This window comes from Mesorhizobium sp. WSM4989, assembly GCF_029625795.1.
GTDB lineage: Bacteria > Pseudomonadota > Alphaproteobacteria > Rhizobiales > Rhizobiaceae > Mesorhizobium.
On record NZ_JARTVN010000001.1, the window covers coordinates 1,544,606 to 1,565,908 of the forward strand.

18 protein-coding genes, 1 pseudogene and 1 riboswitch are annotated in these 21,303 nt (G+C 63.5%); of the genes and pseudogenes, 8 read left to right on the plus strand and 11 right to left on the minus strand.

What is annotated here, in order from left to right; all coding sequences use genetic code 11:
• Positions 1 to 31: 31 nt before the first annotated feature.
• On the minus strand, positions 32 to 1,021 hold the full coding sequence (locus P9217_RS07515; RefSeq protein WP_067322751.1) for a LysR substrate-binding domain-containing protein: 990 nt from the start codon (positions 1,019 to 1,021) through the stop codon (positions 32 to 34).
• 293 nt (positions 1,022 to 1,314) lie between these two features.
• Here P9217_RS07515 and chvE point away from each other — a divergent pair, with 293 nt between their 5' ends.
• From chvE to araD1, 4 genes are all read left to right on the plus strand, one after another.
• Entirely contained in the window at positions 1,315 to 2,385 is a 1,071-nt protein-coding gene (gene chvE / locus P9217_RS07520; RefSeq protein ID WP_066996783.1) for a multiple monosaccharide ABC transporter substrate-binding protein, read from the plus strand.
• A 188-nt stretch (positions 2,386 to 2,573) separates the two neighbouring features.
• Positions 2,574 to 4,109: a multiple monosaccharide ABC transporter ATP-binding protein gene (gene mmsA, locus P9217_RS07525; protein ID WP_067322747.1), complete on the plus strand. Its 1,536-nt coding sequence runs from the start codon at positions 2,574 to 2,576 to the stop codon at positions 4,107 to 4,109.
• Complete coding sequence (gene mmsB / locus P9217_RS07530) at positions 4,106 to 5,398, plus strand: multiple monosaccharide ABC transporter permease (protein ID WP_066996778.1); 1,293 nt, start codon at positions 4,106 to 4,108, stop codon at positions 5,396 to 5,398. The genes mmsA and mmsB overlap by 4 nt, the downstream gene beginning before the upstream one ends.
• 208 nt (positions 5,399 to 5,606) lie before the next feature.
• Complete coding sequence (araD1, locus tag P9217_RS07535; RefSeq protein ID WP_127247685.1) at positions 5,607 to 6,596, plus strand: AraD1 family protein; 990 nt, start codon at positions 5,607 to 5,609, stop codon at positions 6,594 to 6,596.
• A gap of 49 nt (positions 6,597 to 6,645) precedes the next feature.
• Here the strand turns inward: araD1 and P9217_RS07540 are convergent, their stop codons facing one another.
• Both P9217_RS07540 and P9217_RS07545 read right to left on the minus strand, forming a co-directional pair.
• Positions 6,646 to 7,413, minus strand: a complete 768-nt coding sequence (locus P9217_RS07540; protein WP_278086296.1) for an ABC transporter substrate-binding protein — start codon at positions 7,411 to 7,413, stop codon at positions 6,646 to 6,648.
• An 82-nt stretch (positions 7,414 to 7,495) separates the two neighbouring features.
• Positions 7,496 to 8,590, minus strand: coding sequence for a 2'-deoxycytidine 5'-triphosphate deaminase (locus tag P9217_RS07545; RefSeq protein ID WP_278086295.1), 1,095 nt, complete (start codon positions 8,588 to 8,590; stop codon positions 7,496 to 7,498).
• 135 nt (positions 8,591 to 8,725) lie between these two features.
• Positions 8,726 to 8,803, plus strand: a riboswitch (SAM riboswitch).
• Between the two features lie 56 nt (positions 8,804 to 8,859).
• On the opposite strand from P9217_RS07545, the gene P9217_RS07550 reads away from it, so the two are divergent.
• Entirely contained in the window at positions 8,860 to 10,050 is a 1,191-nt protein-coding gene (locus P9217_RS07550) for an O-succinylhomoserine sulfhydrylase (protein ID WP_095832208.1), read from the plus strand.
• A 41-nt stretch (positions 10,051 to 10,091) separates the two neighbouring features.
• On the opposite strand, the pseudogene P9217_RS07555 reads toward P9217_RS07550, so the two are convergent.
• Positions 10,092 to 11,236 (minus strand): annotated as a pseudogene (locus P9217_RS07555) (ceramide glucosyltransferase).
• 218 nt (positions 11,237 to 11,454) lie between these two features.
• Here P9217_RS07555 and apaG point away from each other — a divergent pair.
• Entirely contained in the window at positions 11,455 to 11,847 is a 393-nt protein-coding gene (gene apaG, locus P9217_RS07560) for a Co2+/Mg2+ efflux protein ApaG (protein ID WP_278086294.1), read from the plus strand.
• A 52-nt stretch (positions 11,848 to 11,899) separates the two neighbouring features.
• Here the strand turns inward: apaG and P9217_RS07565 are convergent, their stop codons facing one another.
• The 3 genes from P9217_RS07565 to P9217_RS07575 form a co-directional block, all read right to left on the minus strand.
• Positions 11,900 to 12,931: an Hsp33 family molecular chaperone gene (locus tag P9217_RS07565; RefSeq protein ID WP_127247677.1), complete on the minus strand. Its 1,032-nt coding sequence runs from the start codon at positions 12,929 to 12,931 to the stop codon at positions 11,900 to 11,902.
• Positions 12,932 to 13,039: 108 nt separating this feature from the next.
• Complete coding sequence (argF, locus tag P9217_RS07570; protein WP_095799366.1) at positions 13,040 to 13,951, minus strand: ornithine carbamoyltransferase; 912 nt, start codon at positions 13,949 to 13,951, stop codon at positions 13,040 to 13,042.
• A gap of 15 nt (positions 13,952 to 13,966) precedes the next feature.
• Positions 13,967 to 15,166 carry an aspartate aminotransferase family protein gene (locus P9217_RS07575; RefSeq protein WP_278086293.1) on the minus strand — a complete coding sequence of 400 codons (1,200 nt, stop codon included), beginning with the start codon at positions 15,164 to 15,166 and terminating at the stop codon, positions 13,967 to 13,969.
• Between the two features lie 357 nt (positions 15,167 to 15,523).
• Between P9217_RS07575 and P9217_RS07580 the strand changes: the two genes are divergently transcribed.
• Positions 15,524 to 16,042, plus strand: a complete 519-nt coding sequence (locus tag P9217_RS07580) for a GcrA family cell cycle regulator (protein ID WP_066996757.1) — start codon at positions 15,524 to 15,526, stop codon at positions 16,040 to 16,042.
• Between the two features lie 95 nt (positions 16,043 to 16,137).
• Here P9217_RS07580 and P9217_RS07585 read toward each other — a convergent pair whose 3' ends face one another.
• From P9217_RS07585 to P9217_RS07595, 3 genes are all read right to left on the minus strand, one after another.
• Positions 16,138 to 17,148, minus strand: coding sequence for a magnesium and cobalt transport protein CorA (locus P9217_RS07585; RefSeq protein WP_127215491.1), 1,011 nt, complete (start codon positions 17,146 to 17,148; stop codon positions 16,138 to 16,140).
• Between the two features lie 121 nt (positions 17,149 to 17,269).
• Positions 17,270 to 17,995, minus strand: a complete 726-nt coding sequence (gene phoU / locus P9217_RS07590) for a phosphate signaling complex protein PhoU (protein ID WP_067322722.1) — start codon at positions 17,993 to 17,995, stop codon at positions 17,270 to 17,272.
• Positions 17,996 to 18,103: 108 nt separating this feature from the next.
• Complete coding sequence (locus tag P9217_RS07595) at positions 18,104 to 19,369, minus strand: ATP-binding protein (RefSeq protein WP_127847041.1); 1,266 nt, start codon at positions 19,367 to 19,369, stop codon at positions 18,104 to 18,106.
• A gap of 185 nt (positions 19,370 to 19,554) precedes the next feature.
• On the opposite strand from P9217_RS07595, the gene ppk2 reads away from it, so the two are divergent.
• A complete protein-coding gene (gene ppk2, locus P9217_RS07600) occupies positions 19,555 to 20,460 on the plus strand; it encodes a polyphosphate kinase 2 (protein ID WP_127215488.1) in 906 nt (301 codons plus the stop codon).
• Between the two features lie 86 nt (positions 20,461 to 20,546).
• Here ppk2 and P9217_RS07605 read toward each other — a convergent pair whose 3' ends face one another.
• Positions 20,547 to 21,293, minus strand: coding sequence for an enoyl-CoA hydratase-related protein (locus P9217_RS07605; protein ID WP_127325605.1), 747 nt, complete (start codon positions 21,291 to 21,293; stop codon positions 20,547 to 20,549).
• Between the last annotated feature and the right edge of the window lie 10 nt (positions 21,294 to 21,303).

Sequence of the window (21,303 nt, forward strand, 5' to 3'; positions counted from 1 at the left end):
GTTTGAACGCACAGGTAGCATTCTCGTTCCATTACCCCACTTCGCGCAGGATGAAGTCGTGCAGCATCTTGGCGGCGGGCGAGAGCGCCCGGTTCCTGACCGTGATCAGGCTGTAGGGCCGGACCTCGATGTCGAACTCGGTCTGAACGACATCGATCGCTCCGGACAGCCCGTCGCCGCTCTGGATGAACTTGGCCACCTGCACCGAAACGGGGGCGATGGCGTCAGATTGCGCCACCATTACCAGCGTCAAGAGCAGCGACGAGGTGTTGAGGATGCGGTCGGGAAGCGGGATGTTGCGGTTCAAGAAATTGCTTTCCATCGCCTGGCGCAGGGGCGAGCCGCCGGACTGGAAGACCCAATCATAGGCAGCCGTCTCCTCCAGGCCGACCATCCCGCCGCCGGCAAGCGGATGGCCGCGGCGCACGATCAGGCAGGCCTTCTCGATGCCGATGACGCGCGATTCGAACAGCCGCGGATTGAGGTCATCGGGGATGCGGGCGATGATGAAGTCGTGGCGGGAGGCGATCAGCTCGCGAGCGAGCACGTTCGAGGTCTCGACCTGCATGGTGATCTCGATGCGCGGATAGATGCGGCGGATCTCGCGAATCGCCGGCACCGCCAGTTCGATCGCCGGCGCAGTCACGGCGCCGAGAAACACCGAGCCGCCCTTGCCTGCCTTGAGTTCCGAAATCTCGCGGTCGGCTTCGCGCATTTCGAGCAGGATCGAGCGGGCGCGCCTGGCGAGCGCCTGACCGTAAGGGGTCAGCGTCACGCCGCGCGGCAGCCGCTCGCACAATTTCACGTCGAGCACCGCCTCCATCTCGGCGATCATGCGCGAGGCCGCCGGCTGGGAAATATTCATCACCTGGGCGGCGGCGCTCACCCGTCCGTGATCGTCGAGCGCGGCGATCATTCGCATATGGCGCAGGCTCAGGCCGCTGCGCAGGAGCGTTTCGCCGTCCCCCGGAAGCTTCTCGTAACTCCCTGAAATCGCATCAGGATCGCGCAGCGCCGCCATGATTTCCCAGCCTCTCCGGCAGTTCTCTGCTCTACGCTAAATCATACCAGTTTCGGTATAGCAACCAGCAAAGATCGCATTTGACAGTTATGTCAAAGGGACACACCCTTCGCGCGTTCCGAGACGCAGCGATCGGCAACGAGCAAAATCGTATCGATTGAAACTGCGTCGCGGGGCCGATTGGGAGGATACCGGAGATCGATAAAGCCGACAGAGGCGCGACTGCGCTCCTGTTCGACTGCGCGGCCCGCGAAGCCCCGAGGTGTCGCGTCCATCAACCAGGGAGAGTAAATGTGAAGATCATCAAGACGCTGGCCGCCGTCGCGGCCCTTGGCATTGCCGCCACGACCTATTCGGCGCACGCCGCCGACAAGGGTCTCGTCGGCGTGCTGATGCCGACCAAGACCTCGCAGCGCTGGATCAACGACGGCGACGCCGTCAAGTCCCAGCTCGAAGCGCTGGGCTACACGGTCGACCTGCAATACGCGCAGGACGACATCCCGAACCAGCTCAGCCAGCTGGAAAACGAGATCACGAAAGGCCCGAAAGCGCTGATCATCGCTTCGATCGACGGCACCACCATGGCCGATGCGCTGCAGAAGGCCAATGACGCAGGCGTCGTCACCATCGCCTATGACCGGCTGATCAAGAAGACCCCGAATGTCGACTACTACACCACCTTCGACAATTTCGGCGTCGGGGTGATCCAGGCGAATTCCCTGGTCAAGGGCCTCAAGGAGCGCTTCCCGAACACCAAGCCGTGGAACGTCGAGCTGTTCGGCGGCTCGCCCGACGACAACAACGCCTTCTTCTTCTACAACGGCGCGATGTCGGTCCTGCAGCCGCTGATCGACGACGGCTCGATCAAGATCAAGTCCGGCCAGATGGGCATGGACAAGGTCGGCACGCTGCGCTGGCTCGCCGCCACCGCCCAGGCCCGCATGGACAACCTGCTCTCGGCCAACTACTCGGACGGCAGCCGCGTCGATGGCGTTCTTTCGCCCTATGACGGCCTGTCGCGCGGCATCACCGCCTCGCTGCGCGCTGTCGGCTACGGCACGGATGCTCAGCCCTGGCCGATCGTGACCGGTCAGGACGCCGAGACCGCCTCGGTCAAGCTGATCATTTCGGGCGAGCAGTATTCGACCGTGTTCAAGGACACCCGCGAGCTGGCCAAGGCCACCGTGCAGCTGGTCGACAAGGTGCTCTCCGGCGGCAAGCCCGACGGCCTCGACACCAAGACCTACAACAACGACGTCAAGGTCGTTCCCTCGATCCTCTTGACGCCGCACGAGGTCGACAAGTCGAACTACAAGGCGCTGGTCGTCGACTCCGGCTACATCAAGGCCGAAGAGCTGAAGTAATCCAGCCTTTAAGGGAGGGGTCCTGCGTGACGCAGGGCCCCTTTTCGTTCAGAAGCGACCCCGATATTGTTTTTGCCGGCTTCTGCAGCGCCATGCGCCATCGCGGCGCGAGCCAGACTGCAGTATGTTGATTTCGCGCATAACGTTTTCCGGAAACGGAAGGCCTGCGCCAGGGAGCGGAATTCCTGATGAGCTCGACGATTTTGGAGATGCGCGACATCACCAAGACGTTCCCCGGCGTGAAGGCGCTGTCGAACGTGAACCTCAGCGTCGAGGAAGGAGAGATCCACGCCATCGTCGGCGAGAACGGCGCCGGCAAATCGACCCTGATGAAGGTGCTGTCGGGCGTCTACCCGACCGGTACCTATGAAGGCGAGATCGTCTTTCGCGGCCAGGAATGCCACTTCAAGGGTATTCATGATAGCGAGCATATCGGCATCGTCATCATCCACCAGGAACTTGCCCTGGTGCCGATGCTGTCGATCGCGGAAAACATCTTCCTCGGCAACGAGCACGCCAGCTACGGCGTCATCGACTGGAACGCCAACGAGAAGCGCACCAAGGCCCTGCTCGACAAAGTCGGCTTGAAGGAAGATCCCAAGACGCTGATCACCAATATCGGCGTCGGCAAGCAGCAACTGGTCGAGATCGCCAAGGCGCTCAGCAAGGAAGTGAAGCTGCTGATCCTTGACGAGCCGACCGCCTCGCTCAGCGAAAAGGACAGCCAGGCGCTGCTCGATCTTCTGCTCGAGTTCAAGCGCCAGGGCATGACCTCGATCCTGATCTCGCACAAGCTCAACGAGGTGAACCGCGTCGCCGACAAGGTTACGGTGATCCGCGACGGGCGCACCATCGAGACCCTGCCCAGGAAGGACATCAGCGAGGACCGGATCATCACTTCGATGGTCGGCCGCTCGCTCGACGACCGCTACCCGCCGCGCGAGCCGCAGATCGGCGAGGTTATTTTCGAAGTGAAGAACTGGTCGGTGTACCATCCGATCCACGCCGAGCGGCAGGTGATCAAGAACGTCAACCTCAATGTGCGCAAGGGCGAGGTGGTCGGCATTGCCGGGCTGATGGGCGCCGGCCGCACCGAATTCGCGATGAGCCTGTTCGGCCGTTCCTATGGCCGGCATATCAGCGGCGAGGTCCTGCTCAGGGGTAAGCCTCTCGATCTTTCGACGGTGAGCAAGGCGGTGGAGAACCGGATCGCCTATGTCACCGAGGACCGCAAGACCTTTGGCCTCAACCTTATCGACCACATCAAGCACAACGTGACGCTGGCCAATTTGGGAGGCGTCTCCAGCCGCGGCGTCATCGACGACATGCGCGAGATGAGCGTCGCCAACGACTATCGCAAGAAGACCAACATCCGCGCATCCAGCGTCTATCAGCTGACCGGCAATCTTTCGGGCGGCAACCAGCAGAAGGTGGTGTTGTCGAAATGGCTGTTCGCCGACCCGGAAGTGCTGATCCTCGACGAACCGACGCGCGGCATTGACGTCGGCGCCAAGTACGAAATCTACACGATCATCGCCCGCCTCGCCGCAGAGGGAAAGGCAATCGTCGTCATCTCGTCGGAAATGCCGGAATTGCTCGGCATCACCGACCGCATCTATGTCATGAACGAAGGGCGTATCGTCGGCGAAATGGCGGCAAGCGACGCCAGCCAGGAAAAGATCATGCGCGCCATCGTTCGGGGAGAAGGAAAAAAAGCCTCATGAGCACAGAAAGCGCTCCCGCGCCGCAGAGCGGCGTCGCCGAAGACGTCAAGCATGGTCCGCGTGTCGCCGTTTCGGCGCTGACGACGAACCTGCGCGAATACGGACTGATCATCGCGCTGATCGTCATCATGCTGTTCTTCCAGTACACGACGTCCGGCACGCTGTTCAAACCGGTCAACCTCAGCAACCTGGTGCAGCAGAACTCGTTCATCATCGTGATGGCGCTTGGCATGCTGCTGGTGATCGTCGCCGGCTATATCGACCTCAGCGTGGGATCGGTCGCCGGCTTCATCGGCGCGCTTGCCGCAATGATGATGGTCATCTGGCCGCTCGGTATATTCAGCAATCCACTGGTGGTCTCGATCGTTTGCCTGATCGTCGGTGCGCTTATCGGCGCGGCGCAAGGCTATTGGATCGCCTATCACCGAATACCGAGCTTCATCGTGACGCTGGCGGGCATGCTGATCTTCCGCGGCATCTGCCAGGCACTGCTTGGCGGCGGCTCCTCGGTCGGCCCGCTTCCCGACAGCTTCAAGGCGTTGAGCTCCGGCTTCATCCCCGACGTCATCGGCCCGCTGACGCTCATTCCGCCGACGGTGAATGCCGCCGGCAAGACCATCGTCGGCAGCGGCCTTACGCTGCACATGACGACGATCGTGCTCGGTCTGGTCGCGGTGCTCGCCTATGCCTATTTCGGCTTCAGAACACGGCGTAAGCGCGAACGGCATGGCTATGAGGCCGAGCCCTTCCCGCTGTTCGTCGTCAAGACGCTGGTCGGCAGCGCGCTGGCGCTGTTCCTGGTCTTCCAGTTCGCCAGCTACAGGGGCCTGCCGGTGGTGCTTCTGGTGATGGGCGTGCTGATCTCGCTGTTCGTCTTCGTCACCAAGCGCATGACCATCGGCCGCCGCATCTATGCGATGGGCGGTAACGCCAAGGCGGCGCAGCTGTCGGGCATCAACACCGAAAGGCTGACGCTGCTCGTCTTCATCAACATGGGCGTGCTGTCGGCGCTCGGCGGCCTGATCATCGCCGCTCGCCTCGGCCAGGCCGTCCCGGCCGCAGGTCTGGGCAGCGAACTCGACGTGATCGCCGCCGTCTTCATCGGCGGCGCCTCGGCGATGGGCGGCGTCGGACAGGTCATCGGCGCCGTGGTCGGCGGCTTCATCATGGGCGTGATGAACAACGGCATGTCGATCATGGGCGTCAATGTCGACTGGCAGCAGGTGGTCAAAGGCCTGGTGCTGCTCGGTGCCGTCATCTTCGACGTCTACAACAAGAACAAGGCGTAGAGGCCGGAGGCAAGGACTAAGGAGGCATACGGGTTCTAGATCGCGAAGCTGCCGGCAACCCGTCGGCGCGAAGAAGTCCTGGAAGGACCAGGCTCGCGAGTGCAATCCGGACGAAGAGTTTCAACCGTGGCGCGGATCGGTTCCGGGCCGCGCCGGTCAGGGCTTGCCAATCGGCAGCCGGGCCAAGGCAAAAGAGAGAGGGTTCATCATGCTGATTTCCCAGATCCTCGATGACGCCGAGACGATCCGCGTCGTTGCCCGCAGCGGCGGCAAGACCCGGATCATCAACGGCGCGCGCAGCGTCTATTCGCTGGCGATGGAGGCAGCCCGCACCGGGACCGGGCTCGAGGCGCTGATCGAGCGCAAGGGCTATGGCGAAACGGTAGACCTCGACGCTGTCTACAAGAAGGGACGCCTGGTATCGCCAATCAACCATCCCGACCCCGCGCATCTCCATCTTACCGGCACCGGGCTCACACATCTCGGCTCCGCCGCGACGCGCGATTCCATGCACAAGAAGCTCAGCGACGGCGAGGAGCAACTCACCGATTCCATGAAGATGTTCCGCATGGGGCTGGAGGGCGGCAAGCCGGCAAAGGGCCAGATCGGCGTGCAGCCGGAATGGTTCTACAAGGGCAACGGCACCATGGCGGTGGCGCCGGGTGCCGCGCTGATGTCGCCGGCCTTCGCGCAGGACGCCGGCGAGGAGCCGGAGATCGCCGGCATATACGTGATCGGCGACGACGGCGCGCCGTTCCGAGTCGGCTTCACGCTGTCCAACGAGTTTTCCGACCATGTGACAGAGCGCGTGAACTATCTGTTCCTCGCCCATTCCAAGCTGCGCAACGCCTCGTTCGGACCGGAAATCCTGATCGGCGAGCTGCCCGCCGACATCAGGGGCTCTTCACGAATCTGGCGCGACGGCAAAGTGCTTTGGGAAAAGCCGTTCCTGTCCGGCGAGGCGAACATGTCGCACACCATCGCCAATCTCGAGCATCACCACTTCAAATATTCGGCCTTCCGCCAGCCGGGCGACGTGCATGTGCACATGTTCGGCACCGCCACACTCTCGTTCGCAGACGGCGTCAGGACCGAAGAAGGCGACACGTTCGAGATCGAGGCCAAGGATTTCGGCCTGCCGCTGCGCAACCCGCTCGAGATCGAGAAGCCAGTGAAGGTGGCGGTGAAGGCGCTGTGAGGTTAGAGCGTGATCTCCCCCACGAGGGGAGAGATTGGCAGCTTCAACCTCAATAAATATCGAAATCGAAATACTTCGACTGGATCTTCCTGTAGGTGCCGTCGGCAACAATGGCGTCGATTGCCGCGTTGAGGCGGTCGCGCAGGGCGGTGTCCTCCAGGCGCACGGCGATGCCGGCCTCGGTCTCGGTGCCCCTGACGTCGCCCACCAGCTTGCAGCAGCCGTCGCTCGCCTTCTTCATCCAGTCGACCAGCACGAACTTGTCGGAGATGACGGCGTCGAGCCGGCCGTTGAGCAGATCGGTGACCGCCTCTTCCTGGGTCGGGTAGAGCTTCGCCTCGGCGCCGGCCTTGGCGTAGACGTCCTGGGCGTAGTTGGCCTGGGTGGTCGAGGCCTGGGCACCGACCGTCTTGCCGGCAAGCGAGGCCGGCTCGGTCGAGGCGATGTCGGCGTCCTTCAGGGCGACCAGCGCAAGCGGCGTGGTGTAGTATTTGTGGGTGAAGGCGACCTGCTTCTTGCGTTCCTCGGTGATGCTCATCGAGGCGATGATGGCGTCGAATTTCTTGGCCTGCAGGGCCGGAATGATGCCATCCCAATCCTGAGTGACGATCTCGCATTCGACCTTCATCTGCGCGCAGAGCGCATTGGCGATGTCGATGTCGAAGCCTTCGACCTTGCCGTCCGGCGTGATGGTGTTGAAGGGCGGATAGGCGCCCTCGGTGCCGATCTTGATCTTTTCGGCCGCGTCTACCGAACCGACGCCGAGCGCCAGCATGGCGGCGGCCGCGGCCGACAGGATCCATCTGGATGTCTGCATTTTCATCCCCTTGCGTTCAGTTGCTACATTGTCGGACGCAGCCAAGCACGGCACGCGAGGCCGGGCAAGCACAGCCTGGCGATCAGCGCGCGGCGCGAAAATGCTTGGAGAGCTTCAGTCCCTGCGCCTGATAGTTGGAGCCCAACTCGCTGCCATAGAGTGCCTGCGGGCGCTTCAGCATATGCTCGTAGACGAGGCGGCCGACGATCTGGCCGTGGTCGAGAATGAACGGCACCTCGTGGCTGCGCACTTCAAGCACCGCGCGGCTGCCGCTGCCGCCGGCGGCGGAGTGGCCGAAGCCCGGGTCGAAAAAGCCGGCATAGTGGACGCGGAACTCGCCGACCAGCGGATCGAATGGCGTCATCTCGGCGGCATAGAGCGGCGGCACGTGCACGGCTTCGCGAGAGACCAGGATGTAGAACTCGTCCGGGTCGAGCACGAGCTCGCCGGCCCCGCTCTTGTAGAGCGGTTCCCAGAAGTCGACCACATCCTGAGCGGCGCGCTTGTCTACGTCGACGAGGCCGGTGTGGTGCTTGCCGCGATAGCCGACCAGGCCATCCTTGTCGCCGTCGAGATCGATAGAGAGCGCAATGCCGCCGCCGGAGATGTTGGGCGGCTCGGTCGCAACCAGCATCTCGGCGTGATGGAGGTCACGCAACTCATTCTCCGACAGCACGGCGTTGCCGGTGCGGAAGCGGATCTGCGACAGGCGCGAGCCGGCGCGCACGACGATCGGGAAGGTGCGCGGGCTGACCTCGAGGTAGAGCGGGCCATGATAGCCGGCGACGATCTTATCGAATTCATGGCCGCGGTCGGTCATGACACGCGTGAAAATGTCGAGCCGTCCGGTCGAGCTCTTCGGGTTGGCCGAAGCCGAGACTTCCGCTGGCAGCGCCAGGCTTTCCTGCAGCGGCACGATGTAGACGCAGCCCGTCTCCAGCACCGCACCCTCGGCGAGGTTGATCTCATGCAGCTTCAGCCGGTCCAGCTTGTCGGCCACCAGATGATCGGGACCGGGCAGAAAGGAGGCGCGCACGCGAAAGGCCTTGTCGCCCAGTCTGAGATCGAGGCTGGCCGGCTGGATCTGGTTGGTGTCGAGCGCGCGCGGCGACTTCAGCGCGCCCGACTGGAAGAGCGCCGCGATGTCCTGATCCGGAAGAATGCCTGTCTGCCGCAATGTCTGGCTCCGGGCGAAGTCATTGTCGTCGCAGTTTCCTGTCGCAAAACCGCGGGACACTTTTGCGGAGGCTGCCTGGTACAACCCTCTTAATCAAGCCGGCAATTGACGCAAGCGCGGGCGAGGTCTAAAGGGTCGTTATCCCGTGGTGATTTGGCCGGTCGGCTTGCAGCCACGTTAAACAAGTCGCTAAAGGACCGTCGGGCCGCAAGGCCGTATGGACCGGTTGCGACGTCGCGGCCGGTTTTTTTGTGTTTGGAAGCAGGGCGATGACCAAGACGCGTAACTGGAAACCTCAGACGGCACTCGTGCATGGCGGGACGCTGCGTTCCGGCTTCGGCGAAACCGCCGAGGCGATGTATCTCACCCAGGGCTATGTCTACGAGACGGCCCAGGCAGCGGAGGCCCGCTTCAAGGGCGAGGAACCCGGCTTCATCTATTCGCGCTACGCCAACCCGACCGTCGATATGTTCGAGAAGCGCATGTGCGCGCTGGAAGGCGCGGAAGACGCACGTGCCACCGCTTCCGGCATGGCCGCCGTGTCCGCCGCCCTGCTCTGCAGCGTCAAGGCCGGCGATCACATCGTTGCGGCGCGAGCCCTGTTCGGTTCCTGCCGCTGGGTGGTCGAGACGCTGGCGCCGCGCTATGGCATCGAGGCGACGCTGATCGACGGCACCGACATTGCCAATTGGGAAAAAGCGGTCAGGCCGAACACCAAGCTGTTCTTCCTGGAAAGCCCGACCAACCCGACGCTGGAAGTGGTCGATATCGCCGCTGTCGCCGCTTTAGCCAATTCGATCGGCGCACGCGTGATCGTCGACAACGTCTTTGCCACGCCGCTGCAGCAGAAGCCGCTGCAGCTCGGCGCCCATATCGTGGTCTACTCGGCGACCAAGCATATCGACGGACAAGGCCGCTGCCTCGGCGGCGTCATCCTGTCGGACAAGAAGTGGATCGACGAGAACTTGCACGACTATTTCCGGCACACCGGCCCGAGCCTGTCGCCATTCAACGCATGGACGCTGCTGAAGGGCCTCGAGACGCTGCCGCTGCGCGTGCGCCAGCAGACCGAAAGCGCCGGCAAGATCGCGGACTTCCTGGCTGGCCGGCCGGAGATCGCCCGCGTCATCTATCCGGGCCGGGCCGACCATCCCCAGGCGGATATCGTCAGGAAGCAGATGTCGGGCGGCTCGACGCTGATCTGCCTTGACGTCAAGGGCGGCAAGCAGGCGGCCTTCGCCTTGCAGAACGCGCTCGACATCGTGCTGATCTCGAACAACCTCGGCGACGCAAAGAGCCTGATCACGCATCCGGCGACGACGACGCACAAAAACCTCAGCGACGAGGCGCGCGCCGAGCTCGGCATCGGACCAGGCACGCTCAGGCTCTCCGTCGGGCTGGAGGATACCGACGACCTGCTCGCCGACATCGAACAGGCGCTCAAGGCGGCGAAGGAATGAACCGCCACGGCTGCAAAGAGCGCGCTTGAGCCGCAGCCGGCTCAAGCAATCTCTTCGAGTTCAGTCATCCCGCTGTTGCGGATGGTCATTGCGTTGCCACGCCATTCGACGGCTCCGCCAAGCCAGCCGCGCGCCCAGATGGCGGGAAGCATCACGTCGCGCACAATCATCGCGGTGACGCTGCGCGGCGACAGATACCAGCCCTTGGACCAGGCGAGCATGCATTCGGGCACATAGGCGATCGCCAGCACGCAGAGCGCGGTCGCGGGCAGGCTGACACCGGCGCTTGCCGCCGCGATCAGCGCCAGAAGCAGCGGCGCGACCACACCGGTCAGGATTTCGGGCGCGAAGAACAATGGGAAGGTGACGCGGCGCAGCCGCGCCCAGCGCGCCTGGCGCGACCAGATTTCGGCGAGCGTGCGCTGGCCGAGCGGCTGCTCGAAGGGCGCGGCCACGAGATTGACCGAAGGCCAAGGCTGTTGACCAGCTTGGTCGCCGCCGCGTCCTCGGCGATTTCGGCGGCCAAAGCCTGGATGCCGCCATTTGCATCCAGCATCGGCTTGTTCCACAGCATGCTCTTGCCCTGGGCGAAGCCAAGGCCGAGCGCTTCGCCGGCATATTGCCAGCGCGCCTGCAGCGTGTTGAGGAAGACGCATTCGACTTCGGCCCAGAAACCGTCCGGCCGCGAGCCGATCGGCGTCGAGCAGACGAGGCCGGTGTCCGGTCCCCAGGCCGCCATCAGATGCTGGACATAGTCCTTGGGCATCAGCACGTTGGAATCGGCGAGGATCACCCAGTCGTGCCGCGCCGCCTGCCAGCCCTTGATGCAGTTGTTGAGCTTGGGATTGGCGCTGATCCTGTCATCGCCGACGAGGAGCCGCGCCGGAACATTCGGAAATCGCGCGATGGCGGCGTTGATCAGCTTGACCACGGGATCTTCGGCGTGCGCGACGCAGAAGATCATTTCGTAGCGCGGCCAATCGAGCGAGAAGGCGCGGTCGAGCGTCTCCTGCGTGAACGGCTCCACGCCGCGCGACGGCACGACGATCGAGACAGGCGGCTGTTTGCTGGAAGGCGGAGGAATGACCCGCCTGGGCTTCAGCCGCGACGACGCGAGCACGATGCTGGCAAGGTTGGAAAAAAGAAGGGCCGAGGAGGCAAAGGCGGCTGCGAGGGTCAGTTCCATCGAGATCTGGTCACTCCGGAAAGGCCGCCCGAGGCCGTTTCATCACTCGACAAAGCGCCCGAGTCGCCCGCACGGTTTGTGCACACCAACATTGTCATGTGTCACTTAAATGACATTGTTTGTCGGCACTTGCGGTGGAAAAGCCGGCAGGCTGGCGACGCCGCGGAGGTAGAACCGCGAAGCGCGGTAAAATGTTCCCTGCGGCACCGGAGTGGCTCATGTATCGCGCCGTGACGCGCAACATCGAAGTGCAGGTCAGGCCGTTTTATCTGGAGGACCGTTCCGATCCGTCCGAAAGCCGCTATGTCTGGGGCTACCAGGTGACGATCGACAACCGGTCGGACGAGTTCGTGCAGCTTCTGTCGCGCTACTGGCACATCACCGACGGGCGTGGCCGAGTCGAAGAGGTGCGCGGCGAGGGCGTGGTCGGCGACCAGCCGGAGCTCAACCCCGGCGACAGCTATCAGTACACGTCGGGATGCCCGCTCTCGACGCCATCCGGCATCATGGTCGGCCGCTACACGATGCGCAACGGCCGCGGCGAAACGTTCGACGTCGCCATTCCGGCTTTCTCGCTCGATATGCCGGGGACGAAGAGGACGGTGAACTAAAGAACTCGAGTTCCCCGCCTCCGCAAAGCGGGGGCGAGGAACCGGAGCTTTCTCACTCCGCCGCAAACTCCGCCGGATCGAAGTCGTACTGCGTCGAGCAGAACTCGCAGGCGACATGGATGCCGCCGTCCTCGGTCGAGTCCTTGATCTCCTCGGCCGAGAAGCCTTCGAGAATGCCTCGGATTTTGTCGCGCGAGCAGGAGCACTGGTCGGCAACCGGCACACCGCGGAAGACGCGCACGCCGTGCTCGTGGAACAGGCGGTAGAGCAGCCGCTCGGCGCCCACCGTCGGATCGATGAGCTCGGTCGGCTCGATGGTGCCGAGCAGCGCCAAGAGTTCCCGCCAGGAATTGTCGGCCGGTTCGTGCGCCACGTCTCGCGGATCGCCATCACCGCCCGAAATGTCGGGCACGCGCATGCGTTCGGGCGCCTGCGGCAGGAACTGCGCCAGGATGCCGCCGGCGCGCCATTGCTCGCGAGCCCCGCCCGGGCCCGGGGTCACCAGCTTCGCAACCGACATCCTCAGATCGGTCGGGATCTGCTCCGACTGGCGGAAATAGGTGCGCGCGGCTTCTTCCAGCGATGTGCCGTCGAGTTGGACGATGCCCTGATAGCGCTGCGTGTGCGCGCCCTGATCGATGGTCAGGGCCAGGACGCCGGTGCCGAGCAGCTTCTCCTGCGAGATCTCGCCCGAGGCAATCAGTGCCTGCAGCCGGTCGGCGTCGAAGCGCGCATAGGCGCGCAACGAATGCGGCGTGGTGAAGTCCGCCACCAGCATGTCGACCGGTCCGTCGGTGCGGGTCTGCAGGATGAACTTGCCCTCGAATTTCAGCGACGTGCCGAGCAGCACGGTGAGCACGCAGGCCTCCGCCAGCAGGCGCGCGACCGGCTCGGGATAATCGTGACGGCTGAGAATGGCGTCGAGCATCGGCCCGAGCTGCACGGTGCGGCCGCGCACATCCAGGGGCGCTACTTCGTAAGGCACGACATGGTCGTCGCCGGCGAAGCCGAATTCGCCGAGTTTGGGTTGATGCTCAGCCAAGGAAAGCGTTTCCAGCATGACAAAACTCCGGGGCGCATCCATCCCGCTTTCCAGGCGGCATGGGTCGAAGCGCGTTCGATTTCAGTGATGGCCCGCAAATAGGCATCACACATCCCGGGATCAAGTTGGCGCGGATCAAGTCGACCCCGGTCAAGCGCCCAGGCACCAGGCCAGCACCGCCTTCTGGGCGTGCAGCCGGTTCTCGGCCTCGTCGAAGACCACCGAATGCGGTCCGTCGATCACCTCGTCGGTGACCTCCTCGCCGCGATGCGCAGGCAGGCAGTGCATGAAAAGCGCGTCGGACTTCGCCCTCGCCATCAGCGCGGCGTTGACCTGGTAGGGCAGGAAGACGTTATGGCCGCGGGCGCGATGCTCCTGGCCCATCGACACCCAGCTGTCGGTGACGACGCAATCGGCCTGGTCGACGGCCTCTTCGGCCGAGCCGGCAAACCTCACCTTGCCGCCATTGGCCTTCGCCCAGTCGACATATTTCTCGAACGGCTCGCTGCCCTCCGGCACGGCGACATTGAGGTTGAAGCGGAACCGCGCCGAGGCTTCTAGAAGCGAGTGCAGCACATTGTTGCCGTCACCTGTCCAGGCGAAGGTCTTGCCGGCCACCGGACCGCGATGCTCCTCATAGGTCATGATGTCGGCCATCAGCTGGCAGGGATGGGTATCGTCGGTCAGCCCATTGATCACCGGCACGGTCGCGTTTTCGGTGAGTTCCAGCAACCGGTCATGCGAGGTGGTGCGGATCATGATGGCATCGACATAGCGCGACAGCACCTTGGCGGTGTCGGCGATGGTTTCAGAACGGCCGAGCTGCATCTCGGTGCCGGTCAGCATGATGGTCTCGCCGCCGAGTTGGCGCATGCCGACGTCGAAGGAAACGCGCGTGCGCGTCGAAGGCTTGTCGAAGATCATCGCCAGCACCTTGCCCTCGAGCGGCTTCGAACGCTCGCCGGCCTTGAGCCTGGTCTTTCGCGCCATCGCATCGTCCAGCATGACGCGCAGATCGCCTGCGGAAACGGCGGACAGGTCGGTGAAGTGACGAACGCTCATCGGCAGATTCCAGAACTACTTCGCGGCTTCGGCCGTAATCGCGTCGGTCAGGCCCTTGGCGCCCGACCGAATGCGTTTCAGCGCCTCGCCGATCTCCTCGTCGGTGACGGTGAGCGGCGGCAAAAGCCGGATGACGTTGTCGCCCGCCGGCACCGCAAGCAAGTGCTGGTCGCGCAGCGCCATGTTAACCTTGGCGTTGGGCATGGCGCATTTTAGCCCTAGCATCAGCCCGCTTCCCCGGATGCCTTCGATGACCTCGGGAAATTCGTCGGCGACCGCCGCCAGTCCTTGCTTCAGCAGCAATGCCTTGCGCTGAACGTCCTCGAGGAAGCCGTCGGCCAGCACGACGTCGAGCACGGCATTGCCCACCGCCATCGCCAGCGGATTGCCGCCAAAAGTGGTGCCGTGCACGCCGGCCGTCATGCCGGCCGCCGCTTCGTCGGTCGCGAGGCAGGCACCCATCGGAAACCCGCCGCCGATGCCCTTGGCGATCGCCATCAGGTCAGGCGTGACGCCCGCCCACTCATGCGCGAACAGCTTGCCGGTGCGCCCGATGCCGCACTGGACCTCGTCGAAGATCAGAAGCAGGCCGTGCCGGTCACAGAGCTGCCGAAGCCGCTTCAACGACTGCGTCGGCACCGGGCGGATGCCGCCCTCGCCCTGCACCGGTTCGATCAGGATAGCCGCGGTTTCCGGTGTGATCGCCTTCTCGGCGGCATCGATATCGTCGAACGCGACCTGGTCGAAGCCCTCGACCTTCGGACCGAAACCCTCGAGATATTTGTACTGACCGCCGGCGGCGATCGTCGCCAGCGTGCGGCCGTGGAAGGCGCCCTCGAAAGTGATGATGCGGAAACGCTCCGGATGGCCTTTGACGAACTGATAGCGCCTGGCCGACTTGATGGCGCATTCCAGAGCCTCGGCGCCCGAATTGGTGAAGAACACCTTGTCGGCGAAGGTTGCATCGACCAGCCTTTCGCCCAGCCGGCGCTGCTCCGGGATCTCGTAGAGATTGGAGACGTGCCACAGCTTGGCCGCCTGCCCGGTGAGCGCCGCGACCAGATGCGGATGGCTGTGGCCCAGCGAGTTCACGGCGATGCCGCCGGCGAAGTCGAGATATCGCTCGCCCTTGTCGGTGACCAGCCAGGTCCCCTCCCCGCGGTCGAAGGCCAGGGGTGCGCGAGCAAAAGTCTCGTAAAGCGCCGAACCGCTCATTATATGCGTCTCCGGAACCGGAAATCAAAAAAGCCGCCAATGCGGCGGCCTTCGCGGCTTATCATGTTTTTCGGCCATGAAGTCAACGAAAAGGTCGCGCAGAAGCGCGCGGCAAGGCTCCAGCGCCACGCCGGCCCATCAGCGGTTGGGCAAGTTGGGGAAAACCGTAAAAACCGAATCGGTGTTGCCCTGGGGACTCTTGTCACCGAGTCAGCGCATAAGGTAATTGTAGTCGAGAAATAACTAGATTTCGTGCGGCGGATCTAATCACCCGGTACATGTGGTGTCGTTTGCCCGGCGAGAGCCGGCTCGGGAAAGGATTCTGACCGCCGCACCCCTCAGCAGGAGCGCGGTCTCATGAACTGGACTGACGAGCGAGTCGAACTTCTCAGGAAATTGTGGTCGGAGGGTCTCAGCGCCAGCCAGATCGCCGCGCAGCTCGGCGGTGTGAGCCGCAATGCCGTTATCGGCAAGGTGCATCGCCTGAAACTGTCGGGCCGCGGCCGCGCGACCGCGGCGCCGGCACGGCAGAAGAAGGCCACGCAGGGCGCCTCGATGCAGAAGTCCGTGGCTCGTGCCGCCAGCGCAGCCCGTCATGTGACGGCCTCCATCGGCGCGACCGCTCTGCAGGTGCAGTTCGAGGCGGAGCCGGTGGCGCGCCACTATATCCGCCCGGTCGAGAACGTTGTCGTGCCAATCTCGCGCAACCTGCAGCTCGTCGAGCTGACCGAGCGCACCTGCAAATGGCCCAACGGCGATCCGCTGTCGGAAGACTTCAGCTTCTGCGGCAACGACGCTGGCGAAACCGGGCCGTACTGCAAATACCATGCAAGGGTGGCGTTCCAGCCGGCGGCGGAAAGGCGCAGAAGCCGCTAAGCGAATAGCGAATAGCGAATAGCGAATAGCGAACGAAATAGGAATAACATCGGTATTCGAGTCCGGCACAAGCTTCTTTATCGCTATTCGCTATTTCACAGCCATCCATTCTTCCTGAACCGCCAATACAGAAACGCGCAGATCAGCGCGATGGCGGCCAGGACTGTCGGGTAGCCGTATTCCATCTTCAGTTCAGGCATGTCGTCGAAATTCATGCCGTAAATGCCGGCGAAGGCCGTGGGCACCGCCAGGATGGCCGCCCATGAGGCCAGCTTCTTGGAGATCGCCGTTTCCTGGCTCTGTCCGACCAGAAGGCTTGCCTCGAAGGCGAAGGCGAGCACCTCGCGCAGGCTGTCGATCTTTTCCTGCACGGTGCGGATGTGGTCCGTCACGTCGCGGAACAGCGGATGCATGGCGGCATGGATCTGCGGCAGCTCGGCGCTGGTCAGCCGCCGGCAGACCTCGACCAGCGGCAGCGCCGCGTTGCGCAGCCTGAGCAGATCGCGGCGCAGCATGTAGAGCCGCTCGATGTCGCCACCGCTCATCGGCTTCAGCAGCACCTTGTCCTCGATCTGCTCGACCTCGTCCTCGATCTGCTCGAGCACAGGCATGTAGTTGTCGACGATGAAGTCGAGAATTGCATAGAGGACGAAATCCTCGCCCTTGGCGAGCGAGGACGGGCAGCTTTCCCAGTGCTGGCGCACCGCGGCGTAAGAGGTCGACGGGCCGTGCCTGACGCTGACGATATAGCCGGTGCCGACGAAGAGATGCGTCTCGCCGAAGGTGACGCGGCCATCGATCAGTTGCGCTGTGCGGGCGACGATGAACAAGGCATCGCCATACTGTTCGATTTTCGGCCGCTGATGCGGGTGTTCTGCGTCTTCGATCGCCAGATCATGCAGATGGAACTGCGCCTGCACCCTAAGCAGCAGGTTGCGGTCCGGCTCGAGCAGGCCGATCCAGACGACATGGCCGGGCTTTGCCGCCCATATGCCGGCCTCTTCGATCGTAATGTCGGCGACGCGCTTGCCGGCGGAATAGACGCTGGACGCAACAATGCCGGATGTCGGCTGCGGGGCCGCGGTCAGGTTTCGAACTTGCTCCATCGCAAAACCTCCGAGACGGCGACTGACAAAACTGCTGCACCTGGAATAGCTTAGCCTAAATTGGAAAGCCGTTCGAGTGGCCGCCCCTTCACTTGGCCGATCTTGGGTCGCCGATACCGCGTCACCCGGCCGATACTGGGCCAGGCAACACCACCTGGTCGGTCTTGTCGCCCTTCGGCCGCTCGGCCGGCATCTGGTCGCCGGTGACGATGTAATAGATGGTTTCGGCGATGTTGGTGGCGTGGTCGCCGATCCGCTCGATGTTCTTGGCGCAGAACAGCAAGTGGGTGCAGGGGGTGATGTTGCGCGGATCTTCCATCATATAGGTCAGAAGTTCACGGAACAGCGAAGTGTACATGGCGTCGATCTGGTCGTCGCGGTCGCGCACGAAGCCGATCTTCTCGACCGAGCGCGAGGCATAGACGTCGAGCACTTCCTTAAGCTGCGTCAACGCCAGATCGGCTAGCGCCTTGAGGCCGCGGAAGAGGCTGCTCGGCTGGCGGCCGTCAATGACCGCCGCGACGCGCTTGGCGACGTTCTTGCCGAGATCGCCGACGCGCTCGATGTCGGCCGAGATGCGGATGGCGCCGACGATCTCGCGCAGGTCCGTCGCCATCGGCTGGCGCCTGGCGATGATGACGATCGCCTTGTCGTCGATCTCGCGCTGTCCCTCGTCGAGAACGAGATCGTCCTGGATGACTTTCTGTGCCAAACCCGGATCGGCGTTCACGAGGGCCGCGATAGCCTGCTCGACCATGCGCTCGGCATGCCCGCCCATGGCGGCGATGCGCTTCGACAGGAATTTCAGTTCTTCGTCATAGGCACTGACAATGTGGACGGACTGCATCGATATGCCTTCTCGGTTCCTGCCGGCTGGTGCGTTCCCTCAATCTGCCGCTGATACGCGAGCCGGATGACAGAAAAAAGAAAATGCCGGTTGCCAACCAATATAGGATCATTGAGCCGGCAAATGAACCGTGAACGCCGCGCCCTTGCCGACTTCCGACTTGATCGACAGCCTTGCGTTATGACGTGTCAATATATGCTTGACGATCGAAAGGCCAAGGCCGGTGCCTTTCTGAGTCCGGCTGTTTTCCACGTCGACGCGGTAGAAGCGCTCCGTGATGCGGGGGATGTGTTCCTCGGCAATGCCTGGACCATAGTCCCTTATGGTCACGTCGATGCCTGGGTCGTGGCCGTCCTCGGCGTGTGCTATCGACACGGTGACGCGTCCGCCCGACTGGCCGTATTTGCAGGCATTCTCCAGCAGGTTCTCGAAAACCTGGAAGAGCTCGTCGCGGTCGCCCGGCACGGAAATCGGCCCATCGATGAAGTCCCGCTCGATGGCGATGCCGTTCTCGTTGGCCAGCGGCGCAAGCGAGTCGATGACGCTGTCGATGGTCTGTCGAAGGTCGACTTCGGTCCCCGGCCGCAGATAGGGCTTCATCTCCAGCCGCGACAGCGACAACAGGTCGTCGATCAGGCGCGCCATGCGGCCCGTCTGGTTCTGCATTATCTGCAGGAACTGGTCGCGCGCCGCCGCGTCGTTGCGGGCAGGCCCGCGCAACGTCTCGATGAAGCCGGCGATCGAGGCGAGCGGGGTGCGCAGCTCATGGCTGGCATTGGCGATGAAGTCGGCGCGCATGCGGTCGATGCGGCGCGCCTCGCTCTGATCCTTGAACACCAGCACGTAAAGATCGGTGCCATGGCCGACCGAGGACGCGCTCACCCGGTATGTGCGCTCGACCGGCAGCTTTTCCGTGTAGTCGACGACATCTGACGCCATAGTTCCCGAGACGATCCCGTCAAGCAAAGCCTGCATTTCCGGCGCGCGGAATTTGAGCGACAGCGACATGCCGGGGGCCAGCCCACCGAAGGCGGCAAAGGCGGCCGCGTTGGCGTGGACGATAGTGGCGGTCCGGTCGAAGATGATCAGCGGATCGGCAACGGCGGCGGCCAGATATTCGCCGGACAGCCGCTGCAACCCGCCGACTTCGATGGCGGCAGTCCCGCCGGCTGACTGGCGCTCGGCGGCGGTCGGCAGCATTGCGGCCGCGACCAGCAACGCCACGGCCAGCAGAGGCACAAAGATCGAAAGGCCGCCGAAACAATAGACGCCGAGGACCGCGACCAGGGCCGCGGCCAGCAACCAGCGGCTGCGCCGCAGCTGGGCTATGGCTGCCCGCGTTGCGCCTTTCTGGTCTGCGCCCTTATCGACCATGCGCTGCCTCGTATCTCACGTCGGTGAAAGGTCAGCCGACTCGACCTGCGCATGACCCCCAAAAATCGGAATCGATTTTCTGGAGTGTTCATGCGCAAAATCAAAGTGCTACCGCGCGTCCGGTCGGACGCAACGCCTCAGAGGCTCCCATAGCACGAGTCCGCAAGCTGAAAAGGTTCGTCCCGATGAAAAAAGCCGAGGGAAATGCCGACGCGGCGCCTGCCGCAGGACCGATCAAGATGAGGATAGGCGGTAAGGAACGCGAGTTCGACATCGACAACCCGGTGCTGCCGGACTGGATCGAGGACAACAAGCTGACCGCCGGCGGCTATCCCTACGACAAGAAGATGAAGGGTGAAGAGTACGACGAGGAACTCGAGCGGCTGCAGATCGAATTGGTCAAGGCGCAGGCCTGGCTGCAGGCGACCGGCAAACGGGTGTTGGCGCTGTTCGAGGGGCGCGACGCGGCCGGCAAGGGCGGCACGATCTTCGTCCTGCGGCAGTACATGAACCCGCGCACGGCGCGCAACGTGGCGCTGACCAAGCCGACGCCGACGGAGCATGGCCAATGGTACTATCAGCGCTATGTCGACCATTTCCCGACCTCCGGCGAGTTCGTCACCTTCGACCGCTCCTGGTATAACCGCGCCGGCGTCGAGCCGGTCATGGGATTCTGCACCCCGGAGCAGCACGCGACATTCCTCGACGAGACGCCGCATTTCGAGCGCATGATCTGCAACGAGGGCATACACTTGTTCAAATTCTGGCTGAACATCGGCCACGAGACCCAGCTCGAACGGTTCCATGACCGCCGCTGGTCGCCATTGAAGAACTGGAAATTCTCGCCGATCGACATCGCCGGCATCAGCAAATGGGACGACTACACCAAGGCGCGCGACCTGATGTTCGAGCGCACTCACAAGGAGTTCGCGCCCTGGATCATCGTGCGCGCCAACGACAAGCGCCGTGCGCGGCTTGCGGTGATCCAGCGTATCCTTCTGTCCTTGCCTTATGACGGCCGCGACCTCGACGCCGTCGGCAAGCCCGACAAGAAGATCATCGGGGAAGGCCCGTCGTTCCTGGAGAAATAGCTTGCACCGTGCCCGCGGCCGGCGGCCAACATTACAGCGCCGCGCACCTTCGCGGGTACGCGGCGCTGAGACTTTCCACCAAGGTGTCACGCCGCGAGGCGGGCGATCCGCTGCAAACGCTTCAGCGTGGCATCGTCCTGCAGCGCTTGCTGGAACAGCGATATCTCATGGTCGATGCGGTCGCACAGAACGTCCGTATCCCCCTTGAGCAGGCCGCGGGTCTGCAACAGCGCGGCAACCGGCTTCTTGGCGAGCTGCCTTGCCCGCGCCAAGGCTATTTCCTCGGCGCTGCCTTCCACGATCTCACCGACAAGGCCAAGCGCCTTGGCGTCGTCGACGCCCAGTGTGTCGCCCAGGCAAAAGAAGCGGAAGGCGCCGGCATAGCCGAGCTTCTGGGGTGCCAGGATGCTGGTCGCCGCGTCCGGTACCAGGCCGAAATCGACGAACGGCACCCTGAACGTGCTGCCCCTGGAGGCGATCACCATGTCGCAGTGGAACAAGATGGTGCAGCCGACGCCGACGGCGTCCCCGTCCACGCAGGCAAGGACCGGCTTGGGAAAGGTCGCAAGCCTGCGAAACATATCGGTGACGGCGGCAATCAGCTGCTGGTGCTTGGCGGCGTCGAGGAACTCCGAGAAATCGCCGCCGAGGCAAAAGCAGCCGGCGAGGCCGCGCAGCACGACCACGCGAATCTCGTCGTTGACGGCGGCCTCGTGGAAGGTCCTGGCGAGGCTCGCATAGGCGTGCCTGTCCAGCACCGGCCGGCCGTCATGCGAGGATACGGTGACGACCAGCGTGTGGCCACGCAGCTCAGGTTCGGGGTGGAAGCTCATGACAACCTCC

Coding starts and splice junctions, on each gene's coding strand:
- P9217_RS07575 (WP_278086293.1), bottom strand. CDS start 15,166: ATGAGCGGTTCGGCGCTTTACGAGACTTTTGCTCGCGCACCCCTGGCC.
- P9217_RS07565 (WP_127247677.1), bottom strand. CDS start 12,931: ATGGATGCGCCCCGGAGTTTTGTCATGCTGGAAACGCTTTCCTTGGCT.
- P9217_RS07540 (WP_278086296.1), bottom strand. CDS start 7,413: ATGCAGACATCCAGATGGATCCTGTCGGCCGCGGCCGCCGCCATGCTG.
- argF (WP_095799366.1), bottom strand. CDS start 13,951: ATGAGCGTTCGTCACTTCACCGACCTGTCCGCCGTTTCCGCAGGCGAT.
- phoU (WP_067322722.1), bottom strand. CDS start 17,995: ATGCAGTCCGTCCACATTGTCAGTGCCTATGACGAAGAACTGAAATTC.
- P9217_RS07595 (WP_127847041.1), bottom strand. CDS start 19,369: ATGGTCGATAAGGGCGCAGACCAGAAAGGCGCAACGCGGGCAGCCATA.
- P9217_RS07580 (WP_066996757.1), top strand. CDS start 15,524: ATGAACTGGACTGACGAGCGAGTCGAACTTCTCAGGAAATTGTGGTCG.
- P9217_RS07585 (WP_127215491.1), bottom strand. CDS start 17,148: ATGGAGCAAGTTCGAAACCTGACCGCGGCCCCGCAGCCGACATCCGGC.
- araD1 (WP_127247685.1), top strand. CDS start 5,607: ATGCTGATTTCCCAGATCCTCGATGACGCCGAGACGATCCGCGTCGTT.
- P9217_RS07605 (WP_127325605.1), bottom strand. CDS start 21,293: ATGAGCTTCCACCCCGAACCTGAGCTGCGTGGCCACACGCTGGTCGTC.
- mmsB (WP_066996778.1), top strand. CDS start 4,106: ATGAGCACAGAAAGCGCTCCCGCGCCGCAGAGCGGCGTCGCCGAAGAC.
- mmsA (WP_067322747.1), top strand. CDS start 2,574: ATGAGCTCGACGATTTTGGAGATGCGCGACATCACCAAGACGTTCCCC.
- P9217_RS07515 (WP_067322751.1), bottom strand. CDS start 1,021: ATGGCGGCGCTGCGCGATCCTGATGCGATTTCAGGGAGTTACGAGAAG.
- P9217_RS07550 (WP_095832208.1), top strand. CDS start 8,860: ATGACCAAGACGCGTAACTGGAAACCTCAGACGGCACTCGTGCATGGC.
- apaG (WP_278086294.1), top strand. CDS start 11,455: ATGTATCGCGCCGTGACGCGCAACATCGAAGTGCAGGTCAGGCCGTTT.
- ppk2 (WP_127215488.1), top strand. CDS start 19,555: ATGAAAAAAGCCGAGGGAAATGCCGACGCGGCGCCTGCCGCAGGACCG.